Source organism: Streptomyces sp. Je 1-4 4N24 (genome assembly GCF_026239515.1).
Classification (GTDB): Bacteria; Actinomycetota; Actinomycetes; order Streptomycetales; family Streptomycetaceae; genus Streptomyces; species Streptomyces nigrescens.
On sequence record NZ_CP110836.1, the window covers coordinates 80,480 to 99,727 of the forward strand.

The 19,248-nt window shown below is 67.5% G+C and carries 17 protein-coding genes and 4 pseudogenes; 7 read left to right on the forward strand and 14 right to left on the reverse strand.

The window, feature by feature from the left end; translation table 11 throughout:
* Window positions 1–96: 96 nt before the first annotated feature.
* Together SLV14N_RS00395 and SLV14N_RS00400 are read right to left on the reverse strand one after the other, a co-directional pair.
* The gene (locus SLV14N_RS00395; RefSeq protein WP_263267426.1) at window positions 97–1,293 is read right to left on the reverse strand and encodes an aromatic acid exporter family protein; all 1,197 of its coding nucleotides are present in this window, start codon (window positions 1,291–1,293) and stop codon (window positions 97–99) included.
* 247 nt (window positions 1,294–1,540) lie between these two features.
* A pseudogene (locus SLV14N_RS00400) lies at window positions 1,541–1,877 on the reverse strand (peptidase S15); the annotation flags it as partial.
* 223 nt (window positions 1,878–2,100) lie between these two features.
* On the opposite strand from SLV14N_RS00400, the gene SLV14N_RS00405 reads away from it, so the two are divergent.
* The 3 genes from SLV14N_RS00405 (at window position 2,101) to SLV14N_RS00415 (ending at window position 4,769) form a co-directional block, all read left to right on the forward strand.
* On the forward strand, window positions 2,101–2,328 hold the full coding sequence (locus SLV14N_RS00405) for a DUF5133 domain-containing protein (RefSeq protein WP_208687561.1): 228 nt from the start codon (window positions 2,101–2,103) through the stop codon (window positions 2,326–2,328).
* Window positions 2,329–2,478: 150 nt separating this feature from the next.
* Window positions 2,479–3,666 (forward strand): zinc-dependent alcohol dehydrogenase, encoded by a 1,188-nt coding sequence (locus SLV14N_RS00410; protein ID WP_208687560.1) that lies wholly within the window; start codon window positions 2,479–2,481, stop codon window positions 3,664–3,666.
* Between the two features lie 212 nt (window positions 3,667–3,878).
* On the forward strand, window positions 3,879–4,769 hold the full coding sequence (locus SLV14N_RS00415; RefSeq protein ID WP_263267428.1) for an SDR family oxidoreductase: 891 nt from the start codon (window positions 3,879–3,881) through the stop codon (window positions 4,767–4,769).
* 140 nt (window positions 4,770–4,909) lie between these two features.
* On the opposite strand, the gene SLV14N_RS00420 is transcribed toward SLV14N_RS00415, so the two are convergent.
* The 4 genes and pseudogenes from SLV14N_RS00420 to SLV14N_RS00435 all read right to left on the reverse strand — a co-directional run.
* Window positions 4,910–5,302: a hypothetical protein gene (locus tag SLV14N_RS00420; protein WP_263267429.1), complete on the reverse strand. Its 393-nt coding sequence runs from the start codon at window positions 5,300–5,302 to the stop codon at window positions 4,910–4,912.
* A gap of 211 nt (window positions 5,303–5,513) precedes the next feature.
* Window positions 5,514–6,302, reverse strand: a complete 789-nt coding sequence (locus tag SLV14N_RS00425; RefSeq protein WP_263272991.1) for a cytochrome c oxidase assembly protein — start codon at window positions 6,300–6,302, stop codon at window positions 5,514–5,516.
* 47 nt (window positions 6,303–6,349) lie between these two features.
* Window positions 6,350–6,916, reverse strand: coding sequence for a DUF2243 domain-containing protein (locus SLV14N_RS00430; RefSeq protein ID WP_208687556.1), 567 nt, complete (start codon window positions 6,914–6,916; stop codon window positions 6,350–6,352).
* A 550-nt stretch (window positions 6,917–7,466) separates the two neighbouring features.
* Window positions 7,467–8,336 (reverse strand): annotated as a pseudogene (locus SLV14N_RS00435) (catalase); the annotation flags it as partial.
* Between the two features lie 905 nt (window positions 8,337–9,241).
* Here SLV14N_RS00435 and SLV14N_RS00440 point away from each other — a divergent pair.
* On the forward strand, window positions 9,242–10,708 hold the full coding sequence (locus SLV14N_RS00440) for an aminotransferase class I/II-fold pyridoxal phosphate-dependent enzyme (RefSeq protein ID WP_263267431.1): 1,467 nt from the start codon (window positions 9,242–9,244) through the stop codon (window positions 10,706–10,708).
* Window positions 10,709–10,953: 245 nt separating this feature from the next.
* On the opposite strand, the gene SLV14N_RS00445 is transcribed toward SLV14N_RS00440, so the two are convergent.
* The 6 genes from SLV14N_RS00445 to SLV14N_RS00470 all read right to left on the reverse strand — a co-directional run bounded on the left by SLV14N_RS00445 (window position 10,954) and on the right by SLV14N_RS00470 (window position 15,161).
* Window positions 10,954–11,280, reverse strand: a complete 327-nt coding sequence (locus tag SLV14N_RS00445) for a plasmid stabilization protein (RefSeq protein WP_208687554.1) — start codon at window positions 11,278–11,280, stop codon at window positions 10,954–10,956.
* Window positions 11,281–11,505: 225 nt separating this feature from the next.
* The gene (locus SLV14N_RS00450) at window positions 11,506–12,063 is read right to left on the reverse strand and encodes a hemerythrin domain-containing protein (RefSeq protein ID WP_208687553.1); all 558 of its coding nucleotides are present in this window, start codon (window positions 12,061–12,063) and stop codon (window positions 11,506–11,508) included.
* A 651-nt stretch (window positions 12,064–12,714) separates the two neighbouring features.
* The gene (locus SLV14N_RS00455; protein ID WP_263267433.1) at window positions 12,715–13,041 is read right to left on the reverse strand and encodes a hypothetical protein; all 327 of its coding nucleotides are present in this window, start codon (window positions 13,039–13,041) and stop codon (window positions 12,715–12,717) included.
* A gap of 214 nt (window positions 13,042–13,255) precedes the next feature.
* Window positions 13,256–13,813: a hypothetical protein gene (locus SLV14N_RS00460; RefSeq protein ID WP_208687551.1), complete on the reverse strand. Its 558-nt coding sequence runs from the start codon at window positions 13,811–13,813 to the stop codon at window positions 13,256–13,258.
* Window positions 13,814–13,951: 138 nt separating this feature from the next.
* Window positions 13,952–14,107, reverse strand: a complete 156-nt coding sequence (locus SLV14N_RS00465) for a DUF6131 family protein (RefSeq protein ID WP_221174776.1) — start codon at window positions 14,105–14,107, stop codon at window positions 13,952–13,954.
* 172 nt (window positions 14,108–14,279) lie between these two features.
* Window positions 14,280–15,161, reverse strand: coding sequence for a SigB/SigF/SigG family RNA polymerase sigma factor (locus tag SLV14N_RS00470; RefSeq protein WP_263267434.1), 882 nt, complete (start codon window positions 15,159–15,161; stop codon window positions 14,280–14,282).
* A gap of 540 nt (window positions 15,162–15,701) precedes the next feature.
* Here SLV14N_RS00470 and SLV14N_RS00475 point away from each other — a divergent pair.
* Window positions 15,702–15,989, forward strand: a complete 288-nt coding sequence (locus SLV14N_RS00475; protein WP_263267435.1) for a hypothetical protein — start codon at window positions 15,702–15,704, stop codon at window positions 15,987–15,989.
* Window positions 15,990–16,155: 166 nt separating this feature from the next.
* Here the strand turns inward: SLV14N_RS00475 and SLV14N_RS00480 are convergent.
* Together SLV14N_RS00480 and SLV14N_RS00485 are read right to left on the reverse strand one after the other, a co-directional pair.
* Window positions 16,156–16,517 (reverse strand): annotated as a pseudogene (locus tag SLV14N_RS00480) (transposase); the annotation flags it as partial.
* 72 nt (window positions 16,518–16,589) lie between these two features.
* Window positions 16,590–16,931: pseudogene (locus SLV14N_RS00485) on the reverse strand (IS5 family transposase); the annotation flags it as partial.
* A gap of 89 nt (window positions 16,932–17,020) precedes the next feature.
* On the opposite strand from SLV14N_RS00485, the gene SLV14N_RS00490 reads away from it, so the two are divergent.
* Both SLV14N_RS00490 and SLV14N_RS00495 read left to right on the forward strand, forming a co-directional pair.
* Window positions 17,021–17,911 (forward strand): GNAT family N-acetyltransferase, encoded by an 891-nt coding sequence (locus SLV14N_RS00490; RefSeq protein WP_263267436.1) that lies wholly within the window; start codon window positions 17,021–17,023, stop codon window positions 17,909–17,911.
* 360 nt (window positions 17,912–18,271) lie between these two features.
* Window positions 18,272–18,967 (forward strand): alpha/beta fold hydrolase, encoded by a 696-nt coding sequence (locus SLV14N_RS00495; protein ID WP_208687549.1) that lies wholly within the window; start codon window positions 18,272–18,274, stop codon window positions 18,965–18,967.
* The last annotated feature ends 281 nt before the right edge of the window (window positions 18,968–19,248 follow it).

Genomic DNA, 19,248 nt, shown 5'->3' on the forward strand with positions numbered 1-19,248 from the left:
GTCATTTCAGGGTCATGCCGAATAAGATCACCACACGGTCGCTCGACGGCCAAGGAAGGATTGCTTCCTGTAAGGCACGAGGGAATCGCTGCTGCCCTACTTGTCGGCGTAGCGCCGGAGTACATCGCTGGTGTGCTGGAACTCTTCCATCAGCCGGATGGCTTCCACCACGAGGACGCCATACGGGCGGGCGGGGTCGGCAAGTGGCAGGCCGTCGCTCTCGGCCTGGTCGGTCACCTGCCGCCGGTAGCGCTGGGCCCGCTCCGCCAGTCGGCACAGTTCACCGGCCTGGTCGGCCAAGTGGTCCTCGTCCAGGGTACTGAGGAGGTGGGCGTGGTCGGCGATGGACGCCAGGAACGTGCCATAGCGCTCGACGAACGCCCGGTAGTTGTAGCTGGTCTCGGTGTCGCGCCACTGGTGGAGGCTGCGGGTGAGGGAAGCAACCTGGTACAGGGCCCGTTCCAGTGCATCCAGCACGGCCCCGTAGTTCTCGAAACCGGTGTGCCCGCGATGGCGGCGGAAGAGGCGGCGCGGGTTGTAGTAAAGGCTCTCCTGCGCCGTGCGCATGCCGGCCCGCGCCTGGCTGATCAGCTCCCCGGTTTGAGCGGCACGAGTGCGCCACTGCTGGGTGCGCTCCTCCTCCAGTTCGCCTGCGGACAGCACGGGATGGATGTCTCCGAGCAGATCACACAAGGCGTGTGCGAGGGTGCGGACGCTGTATTCGGCGCTACGGAAGCGCATCGGCGGGAAGAGCGAGAGGTTCACCACGAGGGCCACGACAGATCCGATGAGGACGAGGAGGACGATCTGTCCCAGCTCGGTGATCTTTTCCGGATACCCCGTCGCAGAGGCATAGGTGGAGAAGGCGAAGAACGCCGCCGTGGCCACCTGACTGCCCTGCGCCCCCAAGGCCGGCCACCGCCCGATCACCAGGGCGACCAGAGCCACCAGCGCGAACGTCACCGCCTCGGGCCCCACCATGAAGCCAAGGGCGACCTGCACGGCCACTCCGGCCACCACCGCACCGACATAACGCAGTGACTGCACCAGCGACTGGTAGACGGTGACCTGCGTGATCAGTACCGCGGAGAACGGCGCGAAGGCCGGCGACTGCGCGTTCAAGAGGCTGGAGGAGATCACCCATGCGAGCGTCGCGGCCAGCGTGCTCTTGCCGATCAGCAACGCCGTATGACGTTCATAGCCGTCCGACCCGAGTGCCCGGCTCCACCACTGAGCGATCCGGGCGAACCGGCCTGCCTCCCACGGCTCCACCTGACCCGCGCTGCCAGCCATCCACACCCTCCGCTTCCACGCCCGGCCAGACGCCAAGTGTCCCGCCCGACTCGTGCCCGGCCACAGCAGACACACCCGTATGGAAGGTGTGGTGCTTCCCTGCGGGACACCATGCCCACCAGGCAGTTGGTCGTCGATGACCGGCAGGCGACGGACCTGGTGCCGGATCACAGTCGAGAAGATCTCGTCCGTATCGGGTCCATGACCGGTTGGCGCCGTACTCGAAGGACGCGGGCGTCCCGTCGCTTCACAGATAACCGCGCGGCAGCGTCTCGTTCCAGGTACGGGAGAACACCCGTCGGTCGTTCTCGAAACCGTCCAACGTGGCGTCGCTGAAGAACTCCGAGTCGCTGCGCCGCAGCACCGTGCGGGTCTCGATCCGCACATCCCAGTCCTCGCGCTGAACACGCATGGTCCAGGCGGTCTCGCCGGAGACGGAGGTCAAGTCATCGGCGACGGTCGTATACCGCTCGCAGGCGCGGAGCCCGGTATCCAGGCCTATACCGTCCAGCCGACGTGCCGCGATCCTTCACGATCTCGAGTTCGGAGTTGTCGCCGACCAGGGCACGCTTGTCCTCCCAACGCGGTGGGTAATGGTCAGCGGCGCTTTGACTTCAAAAGAGGACGCGTCCGAATTGCGCGGCGACTGCATGTATTGCGAAGTACTCGCAAATCTTGGGCAGCAGCCGGACTCAAGGGCCGGCGACCCCAGATCCGCCGCGACCACGGGACATGAGTGTGCGTGTCCCGGGTACCGGCGTGAGTGCCCGCCGAGAACCCCGGAGCGCAAGGCTGAGGAGTCCTGGCATGCTGATGGCCCACCCTGCAGTACTACGCAAGCTCGTAGACGAGTACGAGGCCCTGCAGGCTGTACACGCAGAACGCGGCGACGCAGAGCCGCGTGGACGAATAGCAGAAGTCGCCTGCGCCCTGTGCATATCCACCGGCACCTCCGACGTGGACGCGGCTCTGATCGCCGCCCACCACCAGCTCCCCGGAGCGCAGGTACATGACGACTCTCTTCTCGCCCCCTGAGCGCACAAAAGCACTGCCGGGGTGGCCCCACCGCTGGTATCGCGATCGTCCATCTCCTGCTGCCATCGGCGGCGCCTGCGCACGCCGATGCCAAATTGGGGCAAATAGGTAAAAATTGCCTGGCAGGCACAAAGATTCAGAGGAGACGGCATGAGGGCTTTGACGTGGCACGGTAAGCGTGACGTTCGCATCGACACAGTCCCCGACCCCAAGATCGTGGACCCGACCGACATCATCGTCCGTGTCACATCGACCGGGATCTGCGGGTCGGACCTGCACCTTTACGAAGTGCTCGGGCCGTACCTCGATCCCGGGGACATTCTCGGCCATGAGCCGATGGGTGTAGTTGAAGAGGTCGGGCCGGGAGTCACCGCCGTGTCGGTCGGCGACCGGGTGGTCGTGCCCTTCAACATCTCCTGCGGCACATGCTGGATGTGCAGCCAAGGGCTTCAGTCGCAGTGCGAGACGACCCAGGTCACCGAGCGAGGGATGGGCGCCTCACTCTTCGGCTTCTCCAAGCTCTACGGGCAAGTCCCCGGCGGACAAGCTGAGTTGCTACGCGTCCCCTTCGGCAACACCCTCCCTGTGAAGGTGCCGCACGGCCCGCCGGACCAACGCTACGTCTACCTCTCCGATGTCCTCCCGACCGCATGGCAGTCGGTTGCCTACGCCGACATTCCGCAGGGCGGGACCGTCACGGTCCTGGGGCTGGGACCGATCGGCGACATGGCCGCCCGCATCGCCCTGCACCGGGGCGCGAGCAAGGTCATCGGCGTGGACCTCGTCCCTGAACGTCTGGCGCGGGCACGCGCCCGGGGTGTGCACACCCTGGACTTGAATGAATACGGAAAGAATGTGGGCGAGGAAGTCCGCGGCCTTACCGCCGGCGGCCGCGGCACCGACGCCGTCATCGACGCGGTGGGCATGGAGGCACACGGCGCGCCGTTGGCCAGGGCAGCCCAACAGTTCGCCGGCCTGCTGCCCGACACGCTCGGGGAGAAGATGATGGGTCGAGCCGGTGTGGACAGCATGGCTGCCATCAACACCGCAGTCGATGCCGTGCGCCGCGGCGGCACCATCTCGCTCATCGGCGTCTATGGGGGCGCCGTCGACCCCATGCCGATGATGACGATGTTCGACAAGCAGATCCAGCTGCGCATGGGCCAGGCCAACGTCAAGCACTGGGTGCCCGACATCCTCCCGCTCCTCACCGATGCCGACGTCCTCGGCGTCGACGACTTCGCCACCCACACGCTGCCCCTCGAAGAAGGGCCGCGAGCCTACAAGGCCTTCCAGGCAAAGGAAGACGGCATGATCAAGACCGTCCTCACGCCCTGAGCTGCCAGGCGCCGGCCGGAACGGAAGCCGTACCAGGCCTCGCAACACAAGGGCGAAGCTCTTGCACAGCACCCGTCTCCACCGCGCTGACCCAGCTCTGCTCCGGAGAGCAGGCGACCGCATCAGGGGCCGAAATGCTCCCCCAGCCCCGGCTCGCCCTTGTCTCGATCAGAGGCGCCTCACCTTTCTCACGTCAATGAAGGAGACCTGAAGTGGCAGGCGACAACCAAGCCGAGCAGAACCCGGTCACGAAGCACCCTCAGCCGGAATTCGAGCAGCAAGACCAGGCCCACCCGGGCTGGACGGGCCCCATGGACCCTCCCCCCGACCACGGGGAGGAGTCTTACCGGGGCAGCGGCCTTCTGGAGGGCCGCAAGGCACTGGTGACCGGCGGGGACTCCGGTATCGGACGGGCCGTCTGCTTGGCCTTCGCACGCGAGGGCGCGGACGTCCTGTTCACCTACCTGTCGGAAGAGGGCAAGGATGCCGCTGAGACCTCCCGGCACATCGAGGAGGCCGGACGCACCCCGGTGGCGGTGCCCTGCGATGTCCGCGAGGAAGTGCAGTGCGAACGCCTTGTCGAACGCGCGGTGAGAGAGTTCGGCAGGATCGACATCCTCGTCAACAACGCCGCCTACCAGATGTCACAGCCCGACGGCATCAGTGCCATCACCACCGAGCAGTTCGACCGCGTGGTCCGAACCAACCTGTACAGCATGTTCTGGCTTTCGAAGATGGCCCTTCCGCACATTCCTCAAGGCGGATCGATCATCAATTCCGCCTCGGTGCAGGCATACAAGCCCAGCCCGCACCTGCTCGACTACGCGATGACCAAGGGCGCCATCGTCACCTTCACCCAGGGGCTCGCCCAGATGCTGGCCTCCGACGGCATCCGCGTCAACGCAGTCGCCCCCGGGCCCGTCTGGACTCCGCTGATCCCGGCGACGCTCCCGGACACCACCACCTTCGGCAAGCAGTCCCCCCTGGGGCGGCCGGCCCAGCCTGCGGAGATGGCTCCCGCCTACGTCTTCCTCGCCTCACCGCAGGCCAGCTACATCACGGCTGAGATCCTCAATGCCACCGGCGGAACCCCCCTTCCTTAACGAGCCGGCACATACATCAGGGGAGGGAGGGGCGCACGGAAGCAGCAGGCCGGCTTCGCGATCTCATGTCACGGCGACCGCCATGAGGCGCTGCCGCACACGAGGCTGCGCAGTAGCGGTGACAGCTGTCAGCTGCCGCCTCATGCCTCGCGGTTTTCCAGTCGCAGCTGGACGTCCTGTTCCTGATCGCCTGAACTCGACCCGAGCTCGCGGACCGTGAAGGCAGATCCCAGGCCTGCCCGCAGCCGGTCGGCTGCCCAATAGCCCCCCTGGACAGTGACCGAGACGGGCTCGGTCAGCCGGTGCGGCGCTGCCTGCGTCGGCGCCTCGGACACGTCAACGGTCGCGGCCCACACAGCCACTCCCGCCCCCTGCGGGTCCCGGGGCGCGTCGTCCTTCGTCCGGTCGGAGACAAAAAGGGTGTGGAGCGCAGTGAAGACCGTGTGGGCGTCCTCGGGCAGGCAGCCGGTGAGCTGCACCTGGACCTGCGCCGCGCCCTGGTTGTTCTGTGCAGCCTCTTCCCTGTCGTTCACTGTGATCTTCCTTTCCGAGTGCCGCTCGCGGCGAGGGCTCCGGCTTCCTCTTCTTCAGCCGGGCGGCCGCCGCCAGCGGTGCGTTGGTCCACAACAGCCGAGAGACCTGCCCCGGCTTGTGGATCGCCTACCCGATCAGCACGCGCGTACGACCCGCCTCCGGCTACAAGCCTGGACGGCCTCTGCGGCGCCATCCAGGGAGGCAGGGCATCTACCCCGCCTCCACGGTGACGGCCGGGCGGGAGCCATTGCGGGATTCGGGTTGCCGACGGACCGGCCTCCACGTGGAGACCAAAGCGGTCGCCAGCATCAGCTCGGCGAGGTCACCTCCGTAGTACATGATCATCGCGCCACCCTGAACCTGGCTGATGGGCGCGTGGATATCGACGAAGAACCCGGCATACACCGCCTGGGCCACCACGGCGTGCGCAGCGACTGCCACGCTCAGGTAGACCAGCCGGGCAGGGACAGCGGGACGGGCGGGCGCGGGGTCGGGTCCGGCAATGACGTGGACGAACAGGCAGCCTGACAGCAGGAAATGGGCGTGTAGCAGCCAGTGTCCCGCCGGGTGGTGCATCGTGACGTTGAACAGCGGGGTGAAGTACAGCAGGGCAAGCGTGCCGGTGCTCAGCGCCAGCGCAAGGGCCGGATGGGCCAGCAGCCGCGCGGGTCGGCTATGCAGCAGTGCGGTCACCTGCCGGGCGCGGGCGGCCGGCAGGGTACGCAGGAGCAGGGTGACCGGCGCGGCCAGCACGAGTCCGAGGGGCGCGTACATCCCGATCAGCATGTGCTGGGCCATGTGTCCGCGGAAGTCGGTGTGCGCAAAGGGTGCCAGCGGCGGCAGCAAGGCGAGCGCCAGCAGTCCCAGCCCGGCCAGGAAGGCGGCCGACCGCCACTTCCTCCAGCCCCGGGCCGGGTTGCGGTGACGGGCCCGGCGGGCCAGCAGGAGGTAGCCACCGGCGGCGCCGAGCAGAACGAGCACCGTCGACCACACCCCCATGGCAGGGGTGCCCTCCTCATAGCCGTGCATCGGGTGCATGTCAGCCCTCACCTGTTCCCCAGGCGTCCGCTGGTGTCTGGTGGGGCGTCAGGGTCGAAAGGCTGACCAGTGCGTTGAATCAGGTAGCCGCCGACTAGGAAGAGTGCCCCCAGGAGGAGGAAGCCCACGTCCCACCACATCTGGTAGGGGCCTCCATGGACGTGGTGGATGCCGAGGACCTGATGGTCCAAGAGGCCTTCAACGAGGTTGAAGAGTCCCCAGCCTGCCAGGATCCAGCCCCACAGCACTCGTGACGCCCACACCGCACGCCTGTTGTGCGTGACGCGGGAGTAGAGAACTCCCAGGCCCAGGATGACCGCGACCCAGCACACGGTGTGGAAGATGCCGTCCCACACGGTGTTCATCTCCAGCCCGGACACGGTGTGGGGGTTGTAGTACTTCACCCCGATGCGGTCGTGGTTGGTGCTGGTGAGCATGTGGTGCCACTGCAGGAGCTGGTGGAGCAGAATGCCGTCGACGAACCCGCCGAGCCCCACCCCGAGGACAATTCCCGGGAGTTGGACGCTGCGGGGCGTCGCGGTGGCTCCTTGGGTTCCGTCCCTGGTGGTGGCCATCGCCCGATCTCCTCCTGTCGCCGGTGCGCGCGGTCCGTCCTTCCACGGCTTCCCCAGCCGGCCTGAGCCACCCTCACCCCTTACCCCTGACACCGGTCAATCGATGGCCTCCCGCGCGAGAGGCCACTGCCGAACGCCGCACCGATCGCTCAAGCAGTGGCGCGGCCCGGCTGTGCGAACGGCCAGACCTGCTGAGCCCAGTGGCTGGCTCTCCGGCCTCCGTAGGCACACGGAGCCTGGCACCGCATGCTGATCCACGGAGAGCGAAGAGCCTCCTCTAGGCATGCGCGGGGAACCGCTGCCACACACGGTGCTGACCAAGAAGCGGGGAGATCTGCTCCAGCGTGCCGGAGCCGCCGTTGCCGATGACTACACCGGCTGCATCGGTGGGCACACCGGCCGGCCCGGAGGACATCCTCGGCGCCGGCCCAGCCGCCAAGTGCCTTGCCATGGCGGAACGCCTCGGCCAGCATCAGCAGGACCCGGGGGTCGGTCCCGACCCGGTCCGCCGCGGCGGGATCACCGGCCTTGGCGTCCCGCGCGCCATAGCCAGCCGCGGCTTCCAGTGGAACTTCACCAAGGTGGTGCCGCCCTCGGCGTTGACCAGGCGGAAGGTGTGGACTCCGAACCCCTCCATCATCCGGAACGAGCGCGGGATACCGCGGTCGGACATGTTCCAGAGCGTGTGGTGGGTGGCTTCGGTGTGCAGGGTGACGAAGTCCCAGAAGGTGTCGTGTGCGCTCTGGGCCTGCGGGATCTCCCGGTCGGGGTGGGGATTGCCGGCGTGGATGACGTCCGGGAATTTGATCGCGTCCTGGATGAAGAAGACCGGGATGTTGTTGCCGACCAGGTCGAAGGTGCCCTCGGTTGTGTGGAACTTCGTGGCGAAGGCGCGGGTGTCGCGGACCGTGTCGGCAGACCCCCTCGAGCCCAGCACCGTGGAGAACCGCACGAACACCGGCGTCTCGACATCCGCCGCCAGGAACGCCGCCTTGGTGATCTTCGCTGCGGTGCCGTAGGCCCGGAAGACGCCGTGCGCGGCGGCGCCACGGGCGTGGACGACCCGCTCGGGGATCCGTTCGTGGTCGAAGTGGGTGATCTTCTCCCGCAGGTGGTGGTCCTGCAGCAGCACCGGGCCGCGGGGGCCCGCCTTGAGAGAGTGGTCGGTGTCGGGGAGGCGGTTGCCCTGGGCAGTGGTCAGGAAGGGGCCGGCCTGAGCCATCGCGGCCCGGTCCGCGCCGGCGGCCTGGCCGGTGGGGCTCACGGTCTGGGGTGCGTCCTGGTCCGGCTTGGGGGGCAGCGGACCGCGCACCTCGGTGGGCTCCTCCACCGTCGGCGGCTGCGGCGTCGGCTTACCGGGAATCCCCTCCTCGACTTCGGCCCGCTTCGCGGCGGCTTTGCCTGTGTCCTTACCAGCCATGGCCTCTCCAACTTGTCGGAATCCAGCTCACACCTGAGTAACCAGACCGTCATCCCCAACTGATCGTGCAGACCGCTGCCGCCGGGCGCCCGTCGAGCGCAACCGGAATCCGCCGTCCGCGTCACCGCAGCGGCGCCTCGGTGCCAAGCCCTTTGTTGTTGAGGTGCCGCTGTTTCTCAAGGCGGCCGACCGGATGGGCCCTGTCCACGCTCTGTGCAGCAAATCTCGTGAAGCCTCATACCCTGGCCTGGTCGAGTGATGGCCGGTGTCCCCCGAGGGGACTTCTCCCATGGCATGGAGAACCGTCGATGAGGCGCTTACCGCCCCTGGTGCACCTGCTCCTGGGGGGAGCCTCGATCCCTCCGAAGCGATCCTCGACCTCGCTGTGGTCCGGGGCAGATCGTCGGTGATGTTGCCACCCCGCGTCATGCGAGCCTCCGCAAGCTGTGGCCCGGAAGCCCACGCAGCGGTGCGAAGGGCGATCACGCATGTTCCCGGGCACGGCGAGGACTCATGGGGAAGAGGAGCCTTGCCCCTGGATGGCGCCGCGCTGTCACCCGTGCCGCGGCCCGTCGGGGCGTGCCACATGGCCTGCAGGCGGGACGGTCCGGGAGACGGAGACCTAGGGACGGACAGGCATCCCAAGGAATCTGGTGAGCTGCGTCATTTCGCCCCATAGCCCGCGCGTCCAGGCTTCCGGGCGCCCGGACCACGGACATGGCTCCGCAGCTCCGTGACGATCCGCGGCCTGCGGTTATCCCGTGGCGCACCAGAGAAGGGACGGCCGTTGTCCGCCGACGGACGATGAGCTCGGCTCGCCCGCTCGGCCCTCGCGACATTCCGTGCACAGGGACGAGGCCAAGGAGGCATGGTTAGCCGTATTTGCCGCCGGGAACCCGTCTCGCATGGCCACTGACCACAGTCGTGCACCCGTATTGGAAGCGCTGGCCGAGTACCACGCCTCGAAACGTCTCTCGTTCACTCCACCTGGACACAAGCAGGCACGAGGCGCCGATCCCCGGGTCCGGGACGTCTTGGGCGACGCCGTCTTCTACGGGGACCTGCTTGCCTCCGGCGGTCTGGATGACCGGCGTACCCGTAACCAGGTCCTTGAGCGTGCCGAGAAGCTGATGGCCGACGCGGTGCATGCTTCTCACACCTTCTTCTCCACCTGCGGCAGCTCCCTGTCGGTGAAGGCCGCCATGCTCTCCGTGGCACATCCTCATGAGAAGTTGCTGATCGGCCGGGACGCTCACAAGTCTGTTGTTTCCGGTCTGATCCTCTCTGGCATTCAACCCGTGTGGGTAGAGCCCCGGTGGGATGCCGACCTCCACCTGGCGCACCCACCGGCCGCCGAGGACTTCGAGGCTGCCTTTGCTGCCCAGCCGGACGCGAAGGGCGCCTTGGTCACCAGCCCGACACCCTACGGTTCCTGCGCGGACCTCCGTGCCATCGCGGACATCTGTCATCGCCGGGGCCGTCCACTGATCGTTGATGAGGCGTGGGGTGCTCATCTGCCCTTCCACCCTGATCTGCCCACTTGGGCGATGGACGCGGGCGCGGATGTCTGCGTGACCAGCATCCACAAGATGGGCAGCGGCTTGGAGCAAGGCTCGGTCTTCCACCTCCAGGGGGATCTGATCGACCCGGCCCTACTGAAGACGCGCGCCGACCTGCTCGGCACCACCAGCCCCTCCGTGCTCATCTACGCCGGCCTCGACGGCTGGCGACGGCAAATGGCGCAACATGGCCGGGACCTGCTCGACCGGGCCCTCGGTCTGGCTGCCAGTGTGCGGGCAGCGATCGAGGAAATCGACGGGCTGCACGTACACGGCCGTGCAGACTTCTGCGGGCCCGGCCTCGCGGATGACCTCGATCCGCTGCCCGTCGTCATTGACGTCAGCGGGCTCAATACGACGGGATACCGGGTGGCGGACTGGCTGCGCACGCACCGAAGCGTCGATGTACACCTCGCCGACCACCGCCGCATCAACACCCAGCTCACTCACGCCGATGACCAGGAGACGACAGAGGGCCTCCTGGAAGCCTTGAAGGCTGTTTCTGCTGCCTCGCCGGACCTGCTCGCCGGCCCCATGGTTGACGTTCCTCCGCCTGCGCTGCTTCGACTCGAGCAACGGTGCCTGCCGCGCGACGCCTTTTTCGGCTGTGTGGAGGATGTTCCCGTGCAGGATGCTGTCGGCCGTGTGGCGGCGGAGATGCTCACGCCCTACCCACCGGGAATCCCCACCGTGTTGCCGGGCGAGCTGCTCACTGAACCTGTGCTGCGGTACTTGCGCACAGGGCTGGAGGCAGGGATGAATGTGCCCGACGCCGTCGACACCCAGCTCAACACGGTGCGGGTCATGCAGTGACGGTGGAAACCTCGATCGCTCCGGCGGTCATGGCCTGTTAAGTGCGACCTGCCTCATCAGTGGACGACCGCTTCTGACGGTTGCCCGGCGGCCGGAGCGGTCGGTGCGCACGGCGCGGTCGGTGCGCACGGAGCGGAAGCCGGGGTGCACGCCAGGCTGAGGCCTTGCCGTTCCGCTCCCTTCGCGTCCGCACGTGGGCTGCGCCCCGGCAGTTCTCTCCGTACGGTGAACGGGGTCTGGGGAAGTCAGCGGCCGACGGCCCGGCGCAGTTGGTCCTTGTTCATGGTGGAGCGGCCTTCGATGTTCTTCTTCTTGGCCTCTTCGTAGAGCTGGTCCTTGGTCGGGCCGCCGGGCCCGCGGTGGGAGCGTTCGCCGCCGCGCTGGGGTGCCGACTTCGGGTCGCGGGTGGAGGTCTTGCCGGCGGTTTTGGCTTCTCCGGAGCGGGCGCGCTCCTTGTTCACCGTGCGGGCGGCGATCTCCTTGGCCCGCTTCTGCGAGGTGCCACGCTCCTCGGCCTGTTCCTTGATGTGCTCGTACTGCCTTTCACGCTTCTTACCTGATCCTGCAGGCACGGCTGCTCACCCTTTCTTCGGTCAGCCTTCCCGGTGGTCTGTTATGGGCAAGTGGGCAATACCAGTCCACGTCTGGTGGGCACGCGCCGCCACCCGGGCGGCGCCGGCCGGCGTCAAAGTTGGTGGAGAGGGCTTCGAGGAGGTCGCCAACCTGGGGATGGGGCGGGGTCATGATGCCTCGTGCCACAGACATCCTCGTGCCGCTCTCGTCGGGAGACGGACGGCCTACTTGCCTCGGCCGGTGAGGTAGTCGCGCACCCGGTCCACCATTCCCAGGCCCGGGGCGAGCAGCTTGTTGGCCGGCGGCGTGCTGGGAGCGTTGGGGTGCGGGCGGGTGGGAGCGTTCTTCTTCGCCTGCCGGACCTTGTTGCCCAGCTCTTCGAGAACGTAAGGGTGAACGTGGGTGCGCAGCTGGGCGAAGAGGTGATTTTCCTCGTCATCGACGTGGGCGGTCACCTCGGTGCGCAGCTTGAGTACGAGCCGGTCGAAATCGAGATCATCGGCCTCGCGCTGCTGGAGGTCGTCGAGGAGCTGCTCGACGCGCGCGTGGTCGGCGAGCTCTTTGTCCGCCAGCGCGTCCCCCTCCTCCAAGTGCTCACGCACCGCGGGGTAGAGGTACTGCTCCTCGGCTACGGAGTGCCGCACCAGCTCGATCGTCAACGCGTCCACCAACCGCTTGCGGTCCTCGCTTCCCGGGGGAGCCTCCTCGAACTGTTTGAAGAGCTCATCGACCTCCCGGTGGTCGGTGGTCAGCTCCGCGATCACATCGCCGCCATGCCCCACGGCACACCGCCTCTCACTGTGCAGCCGGCACATCACCGGCCGTCCCATTCACGGGTTCCCGAACATTCAGGGAAATCACGCGCCTGTATGTCCAATTGCCCCACCTGCCGGACGGAGGGCGTGGCGAGCTGACACCGCCCAACCGAGAGGAGAAGATCAACGCGGGTGCGCCGCGTACCGCGCCCATCGTCCCGGTCTCCATCGACCGGCGGTCCTGCGTCTGCCCCCTGCTTCAGGGCTCCGGGCGCAGGGCCGAGGACACCCACCCCCCGATTCTCGTCGCAGGGCAAGTGGGGCACGCTCAGCTCGGCCTCCCCCTGTCCTGCGCCGAGTCAGAGCCCTCTGGACTCATGTCCGCGCCCCTCCCCACTCCTCCCCCAGGTCAACGGCTTACCCCGGTGGCGTTCATGTCCCCGGCGATCATGTAAGTGGCCTGCGGGGGGGCCGAGGGCAGAGGGGTCGGCATCCAGCATCGCGTCGGGCCTTTGCAGACTGCGCACAGCCGTTCATGGTGGTCCAGGGATGACGCGTTGGGGGCGCTCCGACAGCGATATGGGCGTTCATCGACTCACCATCCCGCCGGCCGAAGAGGTCACTCACGCTTCTGCCGCCTGGTAGCGGGCCCTACGAGACGGGCCCGACGGCGCACGCTCAGGTGTTGAGGAGGCGGTTGAAGAATGAGCGGTATCGCTGGAGGGCGACACGCAGTTCTTCCGTCGCCACTTCCTCACCGCGGTGCCACTGGCCTTCGAGTCCTTGCTTGTGTTCGGAGAAGGTGGTTGCCAGTGCCTGCATGACCTCGGCTACCAGCGTGTCGGCCGCACCGACCGCCTCGCGGGGATCGTCGACGAATTCGCTCTGGATCCGCTGCCATCGACTGCGGAACTCGTCCTGCTCGGGCCCGAGCAGCGGCGCCTCCTGGACCTCGGTTTCCCGGCTCCTGTCCGCTGAGGCGCCCCGGCCTTCGCCTGGGGACACGGAAGCCCCCCGGTCTGCGGCTGTGGCCTCCCCCGGGAAGGTCGGTGGCGCCTCGGCCTGGGGTTCCTGGGCTGCGCGGCCCATGTGCTGGCGCGTGCCTGCCAGATCCTCAGTGGAGGGGCCGTCCGCTCCAGGCTCGGATATATCTCTGCGCTTCATCTTTCCGCCTCCGTTTCCATCCGGGCCGTGCCTTGCCTGCCGGTATCACACCGGCTCACGCACCCCTCTCCCGTGGGATATGGCCGTTGTGCAGCAGCTCCGTGAAAAGCGCTCGGTAATGCACCATCGCGCCCCGCAGCTCCTCCGTGGTTGCCTCGTGCCGCGTACTGCGGCCATTTACCTCGTGGGCGGCGCGGTAGTGCTCCAGGGTGCGCCCGTGCTCCACCGACAGATCACTCAGCTGCTGGTCAAGCCCTTCGGTGGGGTAACCGCGCTCGCTCATGAGCGAGGTCACCAGCCGGTCGGCGTCATGGACCGCGTCCTCGGGCTGGTCGACGAAGCGTTCCTGAACCTGGTCCCATTCCTGTGCGTACCGATCCCGGGCGGCTGCCGGCAGCTCCTTGATGTGCAGCGCGTCGTGGCGCTGCTCGCGCTCGCGCAGATCACGCTCGGCGGCCCGGCGGCTGCCTTTGGCTTCCACGGTCCGCTCGTACTCCGGTCCGAACCGTGCTTGCAGCCGGCGACGACGCATGATCACCCATGCCGCCAGCGCACACACCAGAAGCACGACCACGACAGGCACGATGATGGCGATGAGTGTCCCAGTGGACATCGGGTCCTCCGCTTGCAGTTGCTGACGCGAAAAGCAGATCAATTCCAGACCGGCGGATGATTCCCAGCGTTACGGACGGCATCTGGCCGGTCTTCGGCATGTTCTGTCTCGACTGCCGGCAGTGGTATCCCACTGCCGCTACCAGTAGTGCTTTCGTCCCGCAACGGCGTGTCCCGTCGCTCCCAGGAGCCACAGAATCGCGCCGATGGCCAGCAGCACAATGCCGATGGTCCACAGAATGGATAGGCCCGTCACAAATCCGACGACCAGGAGAATGACGCCGAGAAGGACCATGACAGCTCCGATCTCGCATAAGTGTTCCTTTTTACTTTGATCCCGGACCGCGGCAACGGCAACTGGTGCCGCGGTCACGACCACGCGAGGCGCAGCACCGTGACGGCCGAGCGCAACGGGCTCGGGAGCCGGCTCCCGCCCGGGGCCGCCCGTTCGACGCCGCCGGGCAGCTTCACGCTGCGGCGAGGAGCCCCTCACGCAGCTTGCTGCAGATGCGGGTCAGCAGGCGCGAGACATGCATCTGGGAGAGACCGAGCTCCTCGTCGATCTCGGCCTGTGTCATCTCTGCCCCGAAGCGCAGCTGGAGGAGGGTGCGGTCGCGGTCGTCGAGCTTGGCCAGGTGCGGCTTGAGGGCCTGGATGTCTTCGGCCAGGGCAAGGGCGGGGTCCTCGGTGCCGATGAGGTCGGCGACGAGACCGGTCTGCTGCTTGCCGCCACCGCCGGCCTGGATGGGCCGGTCGATGGAATCGCTGTCATAGCCGTTGCAGGCCACCAGGCCCTCGGCCACCTCCTCCTCCGTCATGTCGAGGTGGCCGGCGAGCTCCGCGACGGACGGCTCATGGCTCCCCTGCCCCTCCAGCTCTTCCCGGGCACGGGCGAGGTCGATCCGCAGCTCCTGCAGACGCCGCGGCACCCGCACCGACCAGGTGGTGTCGCGGAAGAACCGCTTGATCTCACCCTGGATGTACGGGACGGCCAGCGTCGTGAACTCCACGTCACGGGACGGGTCGTAGCGGTCGATCGCCTTGATCAGACCGATCGTCCCGACCTGCAGAACGTCCTCCATCGACTCCCTGCGGCTGGAGAACCGACGGGCGACATAGCGCACCAGAGAGAGGTTCATCTCGATGAGGGTGTTCCGCACGTACTGGTACTCGGGCGTGCCCTCCTCCAGAGCCTTGAGTCGCTGGAGCAACAGCTTCGAGAGCTTACGTGCGTCGGCGGGAGCGACATGCCGCGGATCCGGGACCTGGGGCAGCGCCGGGGCCGGAGCGGCGCACACCTTGGACGAGGTCTCCTGCGCCGCTCCTACTGCCAAGGTGCTGTTGCTCATGCTCTGGCTCCTTCCGGTTGCAGGGCCCTCGCCACTGGGCGCGTACCCGCCACCGGCACTTGCATGTCCTGTCGGACGCGTCGCTCGGCCAAGTGACATCAGTCAGGGCGGGTTGGAGGACACTCTGAGTTCCCGCAGACGCATGAGCACGTCGTGGCCGACAAGGGCTACTCCGTGCGCGGCTGACCGCGCCCTGACCTCGGTCGCATGCAGCAACGAAATCCCGATGCCGCAACTCGACGGCACATCGGCGTGGGCCAGAAGAGTTCGGTGGGTCTTGGTGTGTTCCCTCATCATGCTCTCCAGGGGAGTCTGCGTACTTGCCGGTCCGGCGCTCGTTACTTCGTGCTCCGGCGTACGCGGACCCTCTGGCGCGCTCACCACCGATCTCAAATGCTGCCGGGCGTCCGGGGCAACCAGCCGCTCTTCTACGGCAAACACACACCCACAGTCCCGCATCGGCCTCACCCCTGGTGAACCTTCCGCGCCGGGCCCGCGTCTTCCCCCGCGACCGCCACCACATGCCCAGGAGAACAGACCATGGCCGACAAGGACGTTGAGCAGACCGACGAGCGGGGTTACATCCCGGGGCCCTGGTGGGCGGGCCTCGGGACGTGGGGGGCTGTCGCGCTGATCGTCTTCGGGGGCCTTGCGGCGGCATGGGTCTTTTTCCGGCTGCCCGGCACCCCAGATGAGTCGGCGTCCGCCTACTACGGGGTCTCCAAGGTCATAGCCATCGGCCTGGTGACTGTGGGATGCACCTTGCTCGGCCGCCGTCGCACCCGGGCCGCGGCCATCAAGGAGACGAACGAACGGGAACGCGCCTGACGCCGGCGACCGGTGAGCAACATCAGACGGCGGCGACTTCCTGAATCCCGCAAAATGCGCCGCGTGGGCCGCAGCACCATGTGGCCCGGCCAGCGACGGACAGCTGGGGATCCCATCGCGCCTCGGTGAGTGGATCTCGCTTGTACCGCTCTTTGTCGAAGCCAGGAGGCCGTCCACCACGCGAGCCCCCGCGCAAGCGGCCGGCCTCCTGATCCCGTTTCTCCGGGATCACGTGCCGGATACCGCGCCTCCGAAGGTGGGCGCGGGTTCTCCGGTTGCTGTACGCCTTGTCGCCGCCGACGCTGTCGGGCTTGCGGCGGGGCCTCCCAAGGCCCAGTCGGGGCACACAGATCTTGTCCATGACCGGCTCGAACTGGGTGCAGTCCGCCCGCTGGCCAGGGGTGACGACGAGAGACAGCAGGCGGCACTTCCCCTCCGCGCTCAGGTGCAGCTTCGTCGTCAGCCCGCCACGGGAGCGGCCGAGAGCCTCGCCTACCGCACCGCCTCCTCCAGGGACGACCGCAGGCGCACGTGCGCGCGCAGGTGAACTGATCTTTCTGCAGCCCCCTTTGAGGCGTCTGGCGGTGCGGGCGGCGGAGCCTTCGGTGCCCCGGCGGCATGCTGGTGGGCGCGAATCGAGGTGGAGTCGACGTTGATATCCCAGTCGATATCGCCTGCGGCGTCGGCGATGGCCTGGACGTGTCTGAGCAGCCTCTCCCAAGTCCCGTCGGCCGACCACAGCAAGTGCCGCTTGTGGACGGTCTGCCAGGGGCCGAAGCGTTCGGGCAGCTTGCGCCACTGATAGCCGGTGCTGAGCCGGTGAATGATCCCATTGATCACCTGCCGGTTGTCCCGCCACCGGCCGCACCGGTTATTGCCCTCGGGCAGCAGCGGCTCCAGCACTTCCCATTCCTTGTCGGTCAGGTCACCCCTGCTGAGCATGCACTGAACAATGAGTCAGCTAATCGAGCAGATACTCCCAGCTGGAAAATCGAATGCGCCCTGGCCTGGCCAATCCTTACGCTGAAGTGATGGACTCTGTGCAGGTCAGGCTGATGCAAGGGGACGATCTCCCTTCGGCGGAGCGGGCTTCAGCGGTGACGTTCTTCGAGGCGGAGCGGACTACCAGGCGGGTCAGCGATCCGGAGGCCGAGCCGCGGTCGGCGGCTGCCTCGAATCAGTGGATCGACCGGATGCGCTTCTACCTGAGCGTTGACCCGGGCGGGTGCTGGGTCGCGGTTGACGAGGAAGCCGGCGCCGGCAGAGCAGTGGGGTTCGCTATCTCGCAGAACCGCGGAGGTCTGTGGTTCCTCGCCACGTATGGAGTGCTGCCCGGATATCAAGGACAGGGCATCGGCAAACGACTGTTGGACGCCGCCCTCGCCCACGCTGACGGGCGCCCTGGCATCTTCTCGTCCAGTGTCCACCCCGGTGCCACACGTCGGTATCGGATGGCGGACTTCTCGCTCCACCCGCAGATGCGGATGGTCGGCACCGTGGACCGGTCCACGCTCCCCGTGGTCGACGGTCTCCAGGAGGGCCAAGCTGACGACTTCGAGTGGATGGACCAGCTGGACCAGGACCTGCGTGTTGCGGGCCACGGCCCGGACCACGGCTACATGCTCGACACCCTGCGGCTGGTCGTATGCCGGGACAGAGCGAGGCCGGGATATGCCTACTTCGACGACCGGGGACGAGCGTCACTGCTGGCCGCCTCGGACCCGGAGACCGCGCAGAAACTGTTGTGGGAAGCCCTGGCCTCGTCACAGGGAACAACCTTGGCCAACTGCATCACCACCCCCAACGAGTGGGCGATCGATGTCGGCCTGGCCGCACGTCTCGACATCGGCCAGGAAGGCTATATCGCCGTCCGGGGCATGCCTGTTCCGGCGCCCTACCTCGCCAGCGGGCACTTTCTCTGACCCGCCGGGACACGCCAATCTCAGTAATGTCGGCCGGCCTCCTCATCTGGGGCTGCTCATGATCGGAGAGACACTGCCTAGTCCTGCCCGTCGGGCTCAGCAGCGCATTACAACTGGACGGTGGGCCACCTACAGTCGGTGCGAAGAGGTGATGTGCGACTGGTACCGGGCCCTCACCCCGCTGCCCGGCAGCGTCAAGGCCGTCATCGGGGCCGAAAGCGATTGACCTAGCCATCGACCACATCTTGCTCGACTGGCCTGACCGGGCTTCCATCAACGGGGAAGCTGACAAGACGAGACCCGGGCCATGACGATCGGAAAGCCGGCCTGGAGGCAGTCGAGGCCGACTTGGAGGTGGCGATGAGAGTCGTGTTCGTGCACGGGGCGTGTGTGCGGGACGGGTCGTGGTGGTGGCACCGCACCGCCGAGCTGCTGCAGGAGCGGGGGGTGTCGAGCGTGGCCCCGGCGCTGCCGAGCTGCGGCGAGGCGGGCCTGCCCGGCGGCGTCGGCGGTCCGGGACTGCCCGAGGATGTTGCCGCGGTGCGGCAGGTGCTGCAGGCCGGCGACGAGCCGACCGTCGTGGTCGCCCACAGCTACGGCGGCATCATCACCGCGGAAGCCGCCGCGGGAATCGGGACGGTGCGCCACCTGCTGCTGGTCTCCAGCTACCTGCCCGAGGTCGGGCAGAGCCTGTCGGAGTTCGGGGACGGCAGCCCCGCCCCGTTCCTCGACGTCGACCCCGACTCCGGCACGTTCGGGGTCCGCCCCGAGCTGCTCGTGGACACGTTCCTGCAGGACTGCGACCCCGAGGTCCAGGCACAGGCGGCGGACCACCTCGCCCGGCAGAACATGCAGGTGACCGGGCAGCCGGTCGGGGCGGCAGCATGGCGGCAGGTGCCCTCGACGTACCTCGTCTGCGCCCAGGACCGGGGCACCCCGCCGCGGCTGCAGCGCGAGTTCGCCCACCGCGCCGGCAACGTCGTCGAGCTCGACGCCGGCCACCACCCGTTCCTGTCCCAGCCTGCAGCGGTCCGGAACCTGCTGCTGAGCCTGTGACGACAGCGCGGACGAGCCGAGCCGGCGATCCGCCAGGCCGCCGGCAGGCTTGGGCAACGCCTCCAGCCAGTTGAAATCCGTCATCGGACCGCCGAACGAGGGGCAAGTGTTCTGGTTGCCCTTCTGGGTGAGAGCTGTCATTCGGAACCGAACGGACGGTCAAGGAGGCGTCAGTCATTTGTTCGGCTGACGGCGGGGGCCATCAGAGCACAAGTGCCTCGACCTCGGGCTTCCTGCGGCCCTGCCCGGTCCCCGAAGAGTAGGGGATGAGGTAGCCCGCT